We start from the raw sequence: 14,671 nt of genomic DNA, 5'->3' as shown, positions 1-14,671 counted from the left end.
AGGCAGGAGTCGCAGCTCATGTAGCGGGCACCCCTTTCAGTTGTTCCGCATCGATCAGAGCGTAATGCTTAATCAGTCGACCGGATTAAGTTGTGGTACGAGTTTTGACATTGTCAAAGTCGCACCAGTTTCCGCTTCTATTGCAAGCCAACGACTATTCATCCAATTCAATGCATCTGTTCGGATAACGTAATTCATCAAAGATGCCTCATTTTGCAGGTCCTCTGAAGCCGTGAGAAAAGCCGGCCACCATGGGATCAGTGTTCCAAGCACTCCAGTCTCGGACGGTCCTGTTCCCAACGCCAATTGTAAAGCCGTTCCGATCTGTTCGGGAGTTGGATTTTTATCGTGACCTGCGGCCTTTAACTCGCCTTCTACGATATCAGTCAGCCAATTCACCGCTGCGACGCGCGGGGGTGGGTTTATGTCCGGACTGTCCTCAGTGGTCGGGGCGGTTTGAAAACTAGGGGGTATTCTGGAGACAAAAGTCGTTCGGTAAAGAACGCGCCAGCATCCGTTTTCTGCGATACTCGTCTCCCGTAATGCCGCAGCATTCGGACTATTTGACAGAGCCAGCCAGACAGGATCCACCACTTGCGCAAAGAACATATTAAAAGCATCATGGCTGGGCGGAAGATACATGGACATGAAACGATAGCTATCGACTTTTCCGGGAGCTGCATTTGTCTCATAACCGGCAAAGGTCTCGTTTTGAACGATAGGTTTGTTGAGCCAGCCATCCGCGTCCACAGAGGCAGACAGGGCAAATCCGCGATCCCGAGCGCGGGATTTTTCCGCAGTCACCGTTACCGAAGTATCGAAGGTCGCGTCCGCACCGCCATGCACACCGGGGGCTTCAAACTCGAACCCCAGTTTTATCTGGCCTGCCGTCTCGGTTAATCCCGCATAGTTCTCGGAATAGGTATTGGCCAGTTGGGTTTCCTCACTGTGATACCCCCCTCCTGCAGTCCAGACATATGTATTGACGATCGAGCGTTTATTAACGTCGCTCGTCCAGTTGTAGGACGGATCATCTGAAACAGCGTCATTTTTAAATCGCTCCAACCCCGTTTCGCTTGCAAAGCGGCTTGCGCGGTAAGTGCTAACATCAAAGGAATCGTAGTAAGTCTGGGCCTCGGCTTCAATTCTTTCCGCTTCTCGTTTGAGCGCATAGGCCTCAACCGGTCTGAAGAAACTTGGCGTGTTCTCCGGCAGCTCCTTTAACCCGATTTTACCATCCAGTGAGCCTGTCTGAATATAGGCCGGATTCAGTGGAAAATCTATGAGATTGACATCGGGTGGGATGTCCTCAGAGGGAACAACGGTCAACTTCACCGTCGTGTCGGTTCCTTTGAGTTGGCTGGAATACAAGTCCGCCGTCAGGGATTTAACGAGCGCATATCCAACACTATCAGTGATGAAACGCCTGCCTGTTGTTTGATTGAACACCTCCCCCTCGGCCTCCCACACTCCAGCAGGCGCCAGACTGTCAGAAAACGTGCCCATGGAGCCGATTGACAGGCCTGCGTTCTCACTGGAGCCCCATTTGAATGAAAAAGCATCGCTGAAGGTGATTTTGGACTTGATCTTGACAGGTTCAACCTGAACCTCGGCGCCAATACCGGCAGAAGTACCCGCAACACTTTCAAATGCGGGCCCTAGTTTAGGCTCGATCTTGAAAGCATAATCCTGACTTTCGTTGGCTGAGAATCCATAGGCGACCCCCGACGTTTGTGTAAGAGCAACCTTGGTAATACCAACATATTTGAAATAGGTTCCAACTGTCAGGTAATAGGGACTGGTTTGATTTTCTGAGGGAATAGGAGGCGCGCCTTCTATGAAGCCTATCAAACTCGGGCGGGTTTGGACCTGACCCACATGGACAGTATCCAGATCTCCCACTTTAAAGCCGCTGACGGTCAGGAGCCCATTGGGTTCAAAGCCGCTGGTGGGGGCCATATAGGCCCGCTTCATAACGCTGAACAGGTTTCCAGAAGAATCCCGTTGCAAATCGCTGTATTCCACGGCAGTTGGGGGACCACTGATATTTCGGTTCAGCCGGTTTTCCACGCCGCCAAGCACATTTAAAACCGCAGGGGCTTCATTACTGACCGGAGCACCTTGGGCAGACCAAACTCCACTAAGGCTCCCTGTCACGGTTCCTGTGTTTCCTCTCCCCGTAAAGTCAGTAATGACAGAACCAGATCCATTGTCGAACTTCCAGTAGCCCTCCAGATTAGTCTCCGCCCCCGTAAGAAGCCGGAACATGCTGTCACTGATCTGCTCTTCCGTCAGCTCCACACTCCATAATCGCAGGTCATCAATGTAACCCGAAAACCCTGCGTAAGGTACTGATGCCGCCAGGTTCGCATTCGACACGACGAACTGATCGTCCGCACCATATCCTCCCATTGATTTGATGGATATTTCGCTGAGCGCAGAGGCTTCACCATTGACGTAGAGCGATATGCGGCCCGTATCGTTCTGATACAGCCACATTTCATTGCTGGTGAGCTTCGCATTGGCCACTTTTTCCTGATCTTGAGCCGTTTTGCCGCTCATCTCTTCAAAAGACCAAAATGACACCATCCCCGTTTGGCCATCGGGAATCCAGCGGCTTGCATAGGCATTGGCGACGAGGCCGGCAGACATCGCTGTTTGCCAGACGCGGACTTGAGCTATCCACCCGTCAAACGGCTGTGCGCCGGTTTCATCCCGCCCCATGTAAAAGATGTTTTCAGATGAGGACAATGTAATGCTGTCATCGAAGTCAGACTTTTCATAGGCTTGAGCAAGTTCGCCATTCAGATAAATCTTTAAGATCAGCTGATACTGGATCTTTTGCTCGCCTTGCAGGTCTGTCGTTGGATTGACAACCGCTGTATAAGCCGTGGCCGCAATGTATGTTGCGGTGCTGGCCGGTGCAATGCCACTGCTGTCCGGACTGGTCGAGACCTGAAAACTTCCCAGATTTGTCGAAACTTCGAAGGTAATTGTTCCGTTGGCTTCCCGCCGCAGAATATAGGAGCCCTGACGGGCGATAAGTCCTTGTGGATTGGCATTGTTCACGGACGGATTTACCCATGTCTCCAAACTTAATTCCGCTCCGGGGCTCAGTGCACTGGATGTACCAGCCTCGGCCCACCACCCATCTTGGGTCTGTAACGCATTGCCGATTGAATATGTTAACGCAAATTGTGACCAACCAAGCAAAGGCGAGCTAGAGGCCAGCATTGCCCGCTCCGCAACTCCTGCCATTGGCAACCGATAAAGACCCTTACCAGCTTGCCAACTTGGATTGCTTTCACCTTGAATGGAAACATTCAAGGTGTCGCCGCCGCTTGAAACATTGGCAATTTTTAAACCACTCCCCTCTGTAAACAGGTACCTTGCACCCAAATCAGGGGAGCTGTTGGAAAGTGGTCGGGTTGCAGATTCAATCATCTCCTCGTTGGTCAAAGCGCGGCGCCAAATGGACCCTTCATTGATGTAGACCGCATTTTGGCCCTGACTCGTATCCCCAAAGAAGCACTGCCCAAGCCTGATATCACTCTCAAGGTTTGAGATCGTGCCCGCAACTTGAGCCCCCCCATCGACCGAGAGGCGCAAGGACATTGTGCCATTATCTGTTGTAAATGCGAGGGAAACATAGTGCCACTCACTTGGCGCCAGCGCGGTGGGCCAGCTTGCGACGGCTGTACCACCCGAATCCAGAACCTCGATTGTATTATCAGAATTCAACCGGACCTTAAAAACAACCGTAGAGGCACCGATGACATTCATGCTGCCGATATATCCGGTATATCCACCAAGCACACCGATACGCCATTCCATTGTACCTGCACCCTGCGCCATGGTGATCCCTTGATAGATGCGGGTCGTTGGCGTGAGCTTTAAAGTAGCCGAGGGCCTTGTCCCAACCATCCATTTGAAGACACGGGTGGGGAACTCCGGAGTACCAGTGCGCTGGTAAGTGATTACGCGGTCAATATTACTGGTTATCGGCGCTTGTGTTAGAGGCTGTTTCAGCCATCCCTCCAGCGAAAAGTCTCCCGGAGGTGCCAGTACGGGGGCAAGAGGCGCCGACATGTCCCATGTTACCGTCGTTGTGGATGCCGAAATATTCAAAGCAAAAGGGGGTGCTATTCTTATCCATCCGCCATTTGTCCCTTGGATAGACAGGTTGGCAGTTCCGCCAGTCTGGTGCGCCGTATCCTGAACGATGGGAACCGCGCCATTGCTTGCTTGCGAAGCAGAAATTCCAAACAGCGTTGATCCCCGGCGTAGCGGGTTTGATGAACTGCCTTGGGTACCGACGCCTTCAAGATGGGCAGATTGTAGAACTGAGGCCGCCTTGGAAACAGGTGCGCTGACGGCCAAATCGCGCTGTTCGCCACCAGATTGAATTATGCGCAGCATGGCGGCTCCGCCAAGCATGTCAGCTTTTAGAAGAGAGGTCTCCGGCATGTCGGAAAGTGTTGCAGTTGGGCCGGACGCCAGCACCATAAGGTTTTCGTTTAACGTCTGACGATCTCCAGAAGACAGATTGGAATAGTCATAGGAAGAAGATGTGCCGTTCAAGACATCAACGACACTCGCCAGGTCGCGGGGAACATCCTTGAAACTGGCTGATTTGTCGTCATTGCCGATTTTAGCGCCCCATGTAATATTCGCTTGGTCGGCTTTTGCAGCCTTTGAAACCTTAAAGCTCACATCAGACACGCCCGCCTTGCCAAGAAAGAGCAGGCTGGGACTGTCCAGCCCATTACCCGGTGGGTTCAATTGCCAAATACTCTGGTCACCGGAATCCCCGTAACTGTCCGTGGGAGTGTAGTCATAGGTCTCCGATACGCCAGAAAGTACAGAGAGTAACTTTTGGGAAGTTGCCGGAACTCCTGCCCATTTTTGGGAAAAAGGCACCGGTGGTGAGTTGTCCCACAGCATTGGCTGATAGGTGAGTATAAGATCCAGCACTCCGCCATTTTCGGTGATATCCACCTTCGTTAGTGGGCAACTCTCGGGAAACAGGCTGATCAGAACCAAGACGGCCTCCCAGAAGGCCTCCCCCACTGGCAGTCTCACCTGAGGGAAAATCCCGTCATAGTCGAAGAAGATGGTCCCGCCCGCTCCAATTTCTGAGTTGGTTGGTTGGGCAACTGCATTTCCGTTTAGTGCGGCAACAAAGGCGTCGGCCCGACGTGGAACACCCGTCCATGTTTCTTTGGCCCCACCGGTTGTGCTTTCAAATATGACATCGCACAAGCCCGCATCACCGGAAGAGGCTGCTGAGACAGTCGTTGTCGCGGCATTCATCATGGTTCCCGTGCGTCTGGAGACATAGGAGACCATACCTGTTTGCTTCTCCCCCCCTTCGGAAGTTGCATTCGCCTTCCAGTCAGACTGGAAGGATGCGCGTGCTGTAGAAGTGCTGAAATGAGCAACCTCGAAAACACTATCCTCACCTCTTTGGTACAGGTGAAGGTATCCATCCGAACCCGATAGAAGTGAAGGCGTTTGTCCGCTCAACAGAAAATCGGCTAAGCCGAATTCGACCGTAAGACCGTTACTATCAACATCAATATGCCCCCCACTGCCTGTTTGAAGCGGTGTTGCGGCTGCAACCAATGTTGCACCGCGGACGGTTCCAGGGTTTGCATTGCCAGTATGCGTGTCCGGTGTCGTAGGTGGATCAGCATTATAGTCAACAGCATCCAGCGGCCATGTTCCGGCAATATCGCCATCAATGGAGATCTCCAATTGGTCCAATTCCCCAATATACCCGCCAGTTTGTCTGGCAATGCGTGTAATTGGTCCGTTTGGCGATGACGCAGCGCTCGCCCCTGCCACATCCACGGCGTCCTCATTGATTAAAACTGAAAAAGTTCCACCAGAACCGTCCGCCACAAACTCTGCCACAACATGCGTCCACGTATTCACAGGTGTCACCAGATCGGTGGTAATGGCCTCAACCGTAGCGCTTCCGGTTCCAAAGCCTATTGCAACCCGCCCGCCTTCAACCAGATCCAGATAGGGGCCGCGTGTCTTATCCGACTTGTCATCCCCAACCACCTGAACCCGATTGGGAAGGTTTCTGGTTGGCCGAAGCCAGATATCGATTTTATACCCGCCGGTAACATTTAAACTGTCGTTCGAGTTTGGCAGCGTAACATCCGTACCGGATTTAAATGCCAGACAGTAGTTCGCCTGCGCCAGCGGCGGCAGCATAAGCGTCGATTTTGGCCGGGCTAAAGTACCTTGTGCCGCAACACCGAAATCCAGAAGGGCTGTACCCGCATTTTTGGCATCTGAAACCACCGGCTGTGCAAACAGAACACGAAGTTCACGGTTTAGCTCGGATTCGCCGGTGGCGGTGACATGGCGTTCGCGCCGTGCATAAAGAACCGTTGCCGGACCGGCTGTTGCACTCAAGGCGTTCCCCGCTTCATCTTGCAACTCTATCGTGTTCGTGGGTGAAATCGTATAGTCACTATTGATCGTAGTGCCTGACAGGTCAAAAATAGCCGCATCCGTAGATGGAATTGCATAGAGCTTGATTGTCCCCGAGCTGGCTGTTGTCGTGAATATATGCCAGATCCGTCCACCTATTGAGGGCGATGAGGTTGCAGTAACCGTAAACCGTCCCTCCTCCAGACCTGACACAAACGAGAGGTCGTAGGTCGGCTCAATGTAGGGCGCTCCGTCAGCATTCAAACTGCTTTGCGGATCGCGTGTACTGTCGGCATAGGCATATCGTCCGGTTTCCCGAAAGCGGACTTCTGAAGCGGGCGTTAAGATAAGCGGCGCTTCTCCTTGGTCATTGGGCTTGTCCCGTGTCAGCCGAAAACGGTTAAACCATAAAGTGTTCGTCGTGCTTTGCCGAAATATATAGATAAACTCGTTATCTGCCCAAGCAGCAAAAGGTGCATCGGCAGTCTGCAGACCCGGAATCATATCCAGTTCAGCATCAACAAGCGCCATGCCCGCTGGTCGCAACCACGTTGGAAACGCCAATTCGGTAAACCCGGACCAGTCTAAAGCATCACTGCTGGAATCGATATCAAGATCGAGAATATTGTACCACAAGCTATCACAGTGCGTTTGAGTTGTGGTGCGGGCGAGAGCCACCACGGTTCCTTGACACGTGATCAAGCGTACATCTTTAAATTGACGTTGTACCATAGGACACACTCCTTAAACTTCTGCGAAGAGTACGATTGCGCATGCCCAGCCAGACCGCTTGAGCTCTGGTGAGTTTCAGCGATTTGGACAGGCCAAATAATGTTTAATAATGGCAGGGTTGAGGGCTATAAAGGCCCTCAACCCTCTCTCGTTCAATTAGCAGCAGGCGTTGGCAACCCGCCCGACCTTGCTGTCCAGCGTCGTATGGCGGCCAAGAACGTATGCCCGGGGCACATCAGACCCGAACCACGCACGCAGTGCATCAATTTCATGACCGGCTAAGGATAAACGCCGGATATCCATTGACCGGTTATAAACGTCTTGGTGCGAATTGGAGGGTGTCGTAAATGTGAAATAGGTAAGTTCCAATTTAAAGTCGCCAGTAGGTGGCTTACCGTTTGAATAGTATTGATAGACAATATCCGCATTAAAATTAGCAGGAACCAAGCTTTGAAGGCCTGCTTGAAAGTTTGGTTGATTGTCTGGAACCGTTGTTTTTTGAAGGACTAAAGGTGGGTTTGGACCCTGCTTTGATGTGCTGAACGCTACTTCCGAACCGCCTGGTGCACCGGTTACGCTGATCTGCACATAGGTTTGATCTTCAGTTGTGCCTTGAGAAAAGTTCAAGACCTTTTCAATGATACCAGCGCCGTCACCCAAAGCAATATTGCGCCAACCTACATTTGGATTTTGACCGACATAATTTCTCAGTCCCCCAACATCATTGATGCTGGATTCTGTTGGCAACGGGTTGGGATTATCAGGAGTTACAACACGGGACACCATGCAGTAGTGATCATTTTGAATTGCATCCGGTGTCCAGATATAAGGCTCTTCGGTCACAAATATTCCATCTGACGCCAAATTCGTGAACTTGATATCTTGATCACCACTCTCGTTGGCCAGAACATTTTCAGTCCAAAAAGATGGATACATGAGCAATGAGGCTTTGGAGTAGTAAAGGTTTACATGCCCGCTTTGAGCGGCATTCTTCAAGTTCTTTGCACGTAAATACACATAGTTTCTAATCCCGGGCGTCAAGGCCCTGTTCCAGGTTTGATCATAGTTTTCGCTAAGATACGTCCCTGGATTTGCAAGGGGTTCCGGCCCCCATGGTATTATGTCCGGACAGCTCGAACTGCCGTTGACCGGATAGGTTCCCTGATCATCGTCAAGGCTATTTCGAAAATATACGTCATCCCAAGTTGCCATAATTAAACTCTCCGTTGAAATGCTTCTTAAAATGTCAATGTCTGCTCACCGATCCGGACCATCTGTGGTGGCGATTTATCTTCGGAGTTTTCCTTGGGGACAGAAGGGCTCACAGATATGGACGCGCCACTTTCCGGCATGGCAGAAGGGTCAAAAGAGAGCTTCAGCAATAAAGTTCCGGTGTAGTCACCGGCTAAGTCGACAGTTGTGCTTGTGATGAAGTTTTGCTGAGTAACTTTAACGGGACCGAGCTTTATCGTGGGAGGACTTTCATCACTTACAAGCGTGATAAATCCGCCGATTGGATATTTATTATTACAAGCGACCAAAAACGTAACGGGTCGATCACCGTCATTCCATTTTGTCGACAGGCTTCCCGTCAAAACAGCATCACTATCCGGCGGCTCGGACGGGCTACTCGCGGAAAGGTTCGTCCTCTGATAGCCGGTGGCTTCATCAGTCGTAACTTCTACCATATCTAAAGTCACACTTGAAACTGACCCCAGCACGCTGCTGGCGTTTAAAGTGGACTTATATGATGTCGAAGAAAATGTATAAGAACCCAAATTGCTCATATCGAATTCCCTATGTAAATATCACGGCAAATAAATAACAATACTACGATCACGTACAGTAAGAGTAATATTAGTTATAATCGAATCATCGTTACTTATGATTAATCGTATAATTACAAAGATCAATATTAACTCAGAAGAATCCTCAACTAACTTTCCTCCTACTAATTTTCATGGGTTATTTTATATGGAGTAAAATTACGTAGCCTGAGCGTTGGCGATCTATAATTTTATCTGGTCTATGTCGCTTTTGAGATGGGGCAAGGACAAGATCTGTCAAAAATCGTACGGTAAGACAGACAAACAGAGAACGTTGGAATGTTCAAAAGGATATCTACCTATTTTATGGCCAAGTAATTTATCCCTATCCGTAAACGGACATATTAGGCACCTTACTGACTATAAAAGATAAATTGCTTAGCGTACGCCTGCGAGCAAAACTTGTTCTGGCCCCTTCTGCGCTGAAAACCCGTTTTCAGAACAAAAGGTCCTCTCTCTGATTTATGGGGCTTTTGGTACCTTTGTTGGAACGAACCCAATCACGGGCTATCCATCTGTAGCTTTTACCATTCTCTATGGCATCGATCACCTTGGGAGCCAGTCTATCTGACTTTGGCCGGTCCCCTTTCTGGCGCCCCAGTTTTATGCCACGTGCCTTTGCAGCTGCAAGGCCGGATTTTACCCGTTCGCTGAGCATATCACGCTCAAATTGAGCTACACCGGCGAGCATGGTTGCCATCATGCGTCCGTGGGGAGTATCGAGCTCAAACGTCATGCCGTTCATGGCAATAACGGTGACTTTCCAACCAGCCAGCCTATTCAAAGTATCCAATAAGTCTTGAGTAGAGCGTCCCCACCGAGAGAGTTCAGTCACAAGAATAGCATCGATTTTTCGGGCTTGGGCCAAGTCCATAATTCGATTGCGGGCAAGCCTATTTTTCGTGGTGCCGGAAGGCGGTGTTGCCGAGTTCGAACGCACCCTGATTTTAAGTCGAACCCAAGAGGGACGCGAGGCAGCCAAAGCCCGCGGCGTGGCATTTGGCAGGCCACAAAAGATGCGCCCGGAGTAAAAAGAAATTGCCCGAGACCTCGTTCATCAGGGCAAATCAATCAGTGCTGTGGCAAGGACATTTGGCGTGCATCCGGCAACAATTTATCGCTGTCTGGAGAAAAAATTGCCTTGTGGTACTTTTTCGTTCCTCTCAGCCGCACATCCCAATACCTGGGAGCAAAAAAAAAGCGCCTTGCCGAGGACATAGCCCGTCAGGTCAAGACCAGCGAAGTCAAGAAACTTGCTGAAACGATACTGTACGTCATTTATAAGAAGAGTAAGTAGAAGATTGATTCATGAGCTGGATTTAGCTTTAGGTTCTTACAGAAGCGCTTAGTAAGCGGCGTTAATATTGAATTATTTAGATATTAATCTGACTCTTATAAGTTAATAAATTTAAGGATAGTGTAAAATGTCATTTTTGTGAACAATATTACTATTGATGTGCTTTAAATGAGCTGATAGTAACGCTTATGAAGAGAATCTTTCTATTATTTATCATTGTGCCAATTTCAGCTATGCATAGTTTTGCTAGCGCTTCCGTGTATCACGACTTCGATAATAGTACCTATCTCTCAGGCGTCTCTACATATAAAACAACGACTAACTATCTGGTCATAAAGAGTGTTCCAGACCTTTGTCTTGAAGATAGACGTGACTCTTCTCTTGCTTCTACAAATTGTACCAAATCGTGCTGTTTTATTGGCTATTATTCGGCGCCATTAGCACCGGTGCGGTCGAAAATTAGAGGGCGTTTTACGCCCCCTCAGCCTCCCAGTTTACTTCAAGATACTCCCTTACGCCCTCCCATTCTCTAGTCGCTAATAAACTATGCCTTGGAGCTCATAACAACTCCATCGCACCACTTCGTTCTCATCGCAGAAGATAGCTCCGTCCAAAATTATGGCTGTCACTCTGCCTAAAAGGCGGCGGGATGCCGGAGAGTTTGGGATTGTTGGTAGTGCTTAAAAGCATGCCATACGCCGAAATGACTCTGCTTGCCCATTTGGGGGGAGTGTGGATCTACCTCAAAAGGTATGAAGGTATGAAGGTATGACAAAGGAATTTCAAAAAACTTGCAATGCGGTTCCTCTTCGCGCGGGCGAAGCATTTAAGGACAACATCCCGGTTGCAATTCCGGCGGTTAAAAGAAAACAAGATATTACAGAAATAGTCGACCGGCCTTTTACGATCAACGTTGATGGCGTGTCGTTTCCCGCGCTTGAGGGAGAAAACGTGCTTAGTGCTCTGCTCGCCTCAGACATTCGCCAATTAATGAAAAGCGATTATGGCACCCTATCCGGGGCTTACTGCGGAATGGGAGTGTGTCACTGTTGCTTATTGCATATTGACGGCAAGCACAAACAGCGTGCCTGCCAAACAATCGTAAGGCCAGGTATGCGCATCCAGACTCAACGGAACATGGTTTTGGAACAGGAGGAAAAACATGACCGATAATGTCGTAATTGTCGGAGCAGGCCCTGCTGGTTCCTCTGCCGCAGTTGAGCTGGCCAAACACGGCATCCAAACAACCGTATTTGATGAAGCGCCGAAACAAGGCGGGGTTATCTATAGGGGCCCCTGGCGTAAAACACCCGACATGCCGCACTTGGATGAAAAGCTCGTTGCATCTATGGACAAGCTCAAGCAAGCATATCAAACCCACTCTTCTTTCATAGATCTTCAAACCCAAATACGCGTTTTGGGGCCTTTGAGCACAAATAGCCTGCTGATCTCCAGAAACAATGAACTCTCCATTGTGGAATATGATCAACTCATTCTAGCAACGGGATGTCAGGAGCGTAGCGTTCCGTTTCCCGGGTGGCATCTTCCGGGCGTTATGCTGCTCGGTGGCCTTCAATTACAGCTGAAGAGTGGGCTCGTGAGACCGGGTTACAAAGTGGTCATAGCCGGAACTGGGCCCCTGCTCGTGCTTGTGGCGTGCCAATTAAGTAAAGCCGGGTGCGACGTCCTCGGTGTTTATGAGGCAGCTAAATTCAGCGATATCGCGAAAGAGGCCTTGGCATTGTTAAACCGCCCACAGCAAGCGCTGAACGGTTTATCAATGATGTGGTACCTGAAAAAGAAGGATATCCCAATTCATTATGGTTGGGGTTTGGTTGAAGCAACAGGCAATAATCAAGTGAGTGAAGCTACCGTCGCTCCCTATGATTATGAATGGACACCAGATCGCTCACAAGCTGTCACGCTTTCGACAGACACGCTGGGTGTAGGATATGGATTTACGGCACGCTCTCAGTTAGCGCAACTAATCGGTCTTGATGTTGAATACGACCATATGTGCGGTACGATACCAAAAGTGGATGAGTGGCAGTGCAGTAGCAACACCGGGGTCTTTTGTGCTGGTGACAGCGCCAGAATTGCTGGTGCTGATGCTGCAATGATTGAGGGAACAATCGCGGGTCTGGCAGTTGCACGCGATCATGGCAAAGTAGACCATTCTGCTGCGGAGCGTAAGCTCATTCCATTGCGGCGAAAACTGGCGCGTCAGTATCGCTTCAGACAGGGCTTTGATAGCTCGGGCTATCGTAAGATGGGTCTACTCACTCTGCCCAAGAACGACACAATCATTTGCCGTTGCGAAAAAGTGGAGAAACAAGCAATTGATGCAGCCATTGCACAGGGTACCCGTGACATCATTACGCTAAAGATGAGAACACGCGTCACAATGGGCGACTGTCAGGGAAAAATTTGTTCACCCTATTGTTACGACCGCCTGAAACACGAAGGCTTCAGTCAAGATCAAGGTCTCGTTCGCCCGAGATTTCCGCTTGACCCAATTCCCTTTGCTGCGATGGAGGGCGAATAATGAAAAGGTATGATGTTGTTATCTGTGGCGGCGGTGTAATTGGCGCTGCAATTGCGTATTTTCTCAGCCGTCAAAAGGATCTGGACATTGCCCTTGTGGATTATAAACATCCAGGCAATGCATCGCGCGCCTCTGCGGGCGGTTTATGGCCAATGGGCGAGTCAACCGGCCTGGGTTGCGGGGTAATCCTTTTTAAAACCCTATCCAAGCAGATGCAGGAAACAGGTGATACAAACATCCCGCAAATGAAACCGCACATCATGCCAGAGAGTTTCTTCGAAATGGCAATGATGTCCAATGCAATATACCCAGCACTCTATGAAGAGCTATTAGAAAAGCATGGCGTCGATTTCAAATTCGAACGCACTGGATTGAAGTTCGTGATGTTCGATAAATACGATCGCCTCTACGCCGAGCAAATTGCTGCGGCAGTTCCAAATCGGAAAAATCAAGTTAGTTGGTTAGATCAGGATGAGCTGCGTGCCAGCGAGCCCCATGTGTCTCAGGAAGCGATTGGCGCAATGGAGTTTGACTGTGATCATCAAATCAATCCCTATCGCCTTAACGAAGGATATCTTGAGGCTGCACGACAAAATGGCGTAGAGCTTTACTTGAATACCAAAGTGATTGGTGTAGAGCGTCAAGGTAACCGCATAACTGCCGTAGATACCGAGAGCGGCACTTTGCCTTGCAAGGTAATGATCAATGCAGCTGGGGCATGGGCGGAAACGATTTGCAAATGGGCAACGGGCTATGCATTACCAGTCTTCCCAGTCAAAGGACAGGTGGTCGTCTCCGAAAAGCTGCCGAAGCTGCTTAACGGCTGTTTGACCACGAGCGACTGCTACATCGCACAGAAGGACAATGGCGAAATTCTTATCGGCTCCACAACGGAGGAACGAGGGTTCGATACCACAACCGATATCAGGTACCTCAAGCAATTGGCTCAAGGAGCTATGAAGTCAATTCCCGCCCTGAAAGAAATGAACATCAAGCGTTGCTGGGCGGGGCTGCGCCCCGGTTCACCCGATGAGTTACCAATACTTGGGCCAGTCCTTGGTGTCGAAGGGTACTTCAATGCGTGTGGTCATTTCCGCACCGGCATGTTGACCTCGGCAATAACCGGTCAGGTCTTGAACGAACTGGTACGAGGCCAGCCAACTTCCGTTGACATTGAACCGTTTGCTTTCGGGAGATTTCTGAATGCTGAGGGTGAGATGACTGGAAAGTACCATCTGGAAAGTAGTCTGTAAGAGGGAAGGAATGTCAGACGCCCTAGGGCAAGGTAACTTCCCTAGGGCATTTTATGGATGCCGCTAAACAATTGATGTCAACCAAAACGTTCTGGACTAGCTTATGAAAAGTGGAGGGAACTCTGATGAAACGAAGTGAGGACCTGGTGCGGTTACCAAGTTATGCAGAAGAGTAGAAACGGGAAAAGTAAGATCTACGCAGCTGATTGCTCGGCTGTCTGTCATCGATACCCCTGCATGGCCTTGTTGCAGGGGTCGTGAATAGCTTACAGCACTCCCAAACCCGTCAATTCAGGTCATGAGATTGCTTCGAACGCGGGCCTGCTGAGTTCGGTTATTGTGTTGAGAATGCGAACGCCAATCTTTGTTTCGGTCCTCTGATTGTTAAAGGTGCGTGCCTTCAGTTTGTTGCCGATGGCCTGTTTCCAGCGTCCCATCTGGGTTTCAATTCGGGAGCGCTGATTGTAGCCTGTTTGCTTTTGCCAGCCAAGGCGCCCTTTGTCTTTGATCGCAAGAATATGTTTATCTCGCGATGACGGATTCCGGTCAGCCTCAGGACTTAAAACAGCTG

At 49.9% G+C, this 14,671-nt stretch carries 8 protein-coding genes and 1 pseudogene; 4 read left to right on the top strand and 5 right to left on the bottom strand.

Annotated elements, in window-relative coordinates; all coding sequences use genetic code 11:
• Positions 1-72 precede the first annotated feature (72 nt).
• The 4 genes from BMZ51_RS21065 to BMZ51_RS21050 all read right to left on the bottom strand — a co-directional run bounded on the left by BMZ51_RS21065 (position 73) and on the right by BMZ51_RS21050 (position 9,945).
• Positions 73-7,179 (bottom strand): LamG-like jellyroll fold domain-containing protein, encoded by a 7,107-nt coding sequence (locus BMZ51_RS21065; RefSeq protein ID WP_068009456.1) that lies wholly within the window; start codon positions 7,177-7,179, stop codon positions 73-75.
• Between the two features lie 156 nt (positions 7,180-7,335).
• On the bottom strand, positions 7,336-8,391 hold the full coding sequence (locus BMZ51_RS21060) for a hypothetical protein (RefSeq protein WP_068009454.1): 1,056 nt from the start codon (positions 8,389-8,391) through the stop codon (positions 7,336-7,338).
• Between the two features lie 26 nt (positions 8,392-8,417).
• Positions 8,418-8,867 carry a hypothetical protein gene (locus tag BMZ51_RS21055; protein ID WP_068009450.1) on the bottom strand — a complete coding sequence of 150 codons (450 nt, stop codon included), beginning with the start codon at positions 8,865-8,867 and terminating at the stop codon, positions 8,418-8,420.
• Positions 8,868-9,441: 574 nt separating this feature from the next.
• Complete coding sequence (locus BMZ51_RS21050) at positions 9,442-9,945, bottom strand: recombinase family protein (protein WP_275078217.1); 504 nt, start codon at positions 9,943-9,945, stop codon at positions 9,442-9,444.
• Positions 9,946-10,042: 97 nt separating this feature from the next.
• Here BMZ51_RS21050 and BMZ51_RS24810 point away from each other — a divergent pair, with 97 nt between their 5' ends.
• The 4 genes from BMZ51_RS24810 (at position 10,043) to BMZ51_RS21030 (ending at position 14,100) form a co-directional block, all read left to right on the top strand.
• Positions 10,043-10,225 (top strand): helix-turn-helix domain-containing protein, encoded by a 183-nt coding sequence (locus BMZ51_RS24810; RefSeq protein WP_420848502.1) that lies wholly within the window; start codon positions 10,043-10,045, stop codon positions 10,223-10,225.
• Positions 10,226-11,070: 845 nt separating this feature from the next.
• On the top strand, positions 11,071-11,475 hold the full coding sequence (locus BMZ51_RS21040; RefSeq protein WP_082825682.1) for a (2Fe-2S)-binding protein: 405 nt from the start codon (positions 11,071-11,073) through the stop codon (positions 11,473-11,475).
• Entirely contained in the window at positions 11,465-12,847 is a 1,383-nt protein-coding gene (locus BMZ51_RS21035; RefSeq protein ID WP_068008946.1) for an FAD/NAD(P)-dependent oxidoreductase, read from the top strand. Before BMZ51_RS21040 ends, BMZ51_RS21035 begins: the two co-directional genes overlap by 11 nt.
• Positions 12,847-14,100 carry an NAD(P)/FAD-dependent oxidoreductase gene (locus BMZ51_RS21030; protein ID WP_068008943.1) on the top strand — a complete coding sequence of 418 codons (1,254 nt, stop codon included), beginning with the start codon at positions 12,847-12,849 and terminating at the stop codon, positions 14,098-14,100. The genes BMZ51_RS21035 and BMZ51_RS21030 overlap by 1 nt, the downstream gene beginning before the upstream one ends.
• Before the next feature lie 296 nt (positions 14,101-14,396).
• Here the strand turns inward: BMZ51_RS21030 and BMZ51_RS24165 are convergent.
• Positions 14,397-14,671, bottom strand: a pseudogene (locus BMZ51_RS24165) (IS5 family transposase); the annotation flags it as partial.

It is taken from the genome of Pseudovibrio axinellae, from assembly GCF_900110875.1.
In the GTDB taxonomy this organism is placed as follows: domain Bacteria; phylum Pseudomonadota; class Alphaproteobacteria; order Rhizobiales; family Stappiaceae; genus Pseudovibrio; species Pseudovibrio axinellae.
Note: the sequence above shows the minus strand (reverse complement) of the source record. Positions and strands in the feature narration are given on the sequence as shown.

Excerpts from the sequence above, each read along its gene's own strand:
- BMZ51_RS21065 (WP_068009456.1), bottom strand. The coding sequence starts at position 7,179 with ATGGTACAACGTCAATTTAAAGATGTACGCTTGATCACGTGTCAAGGA.
- BMZ51_RS21060 (WP_068009454.1), bottom strand. The coding sequence starts at position 8,391 with ATGGCAACTTGGGATGACGTATATTTTCGAAATAGCCTTGACGATGAT.
- BMZ51_RS21030 (WP_068008943.1), top strand. The coding sequence starts at position 12,847 with ATGAAAAGGTATGATGTTGTTATCTGTGGCGGCGGTGTAATTGGCGCT.
- BMZ51_RS21055 (WP_068009450.1), bottom strand. The coding sequence starts at position 8,867 with ATGGTAGAAGTTACGACTGATGAAGCCACCGGCTATCAGAGGACGAAC.
- BMZ51_RS21035 (WP_068008946.1), top strand. The coding sequence starts at position 11,465 with ATGACCGATAATGTCGTAATTGTCGGAGCAGGCCCTGCTGGTTCCTCT.
- BMZ51_RS21040 (WP_082825682.1), top strand. The coding sequence starts at position 11,071 with ATGACAAAGGAATTTCAAAAAACTTGCAATGCGGTTCCTCTTCGCGCG.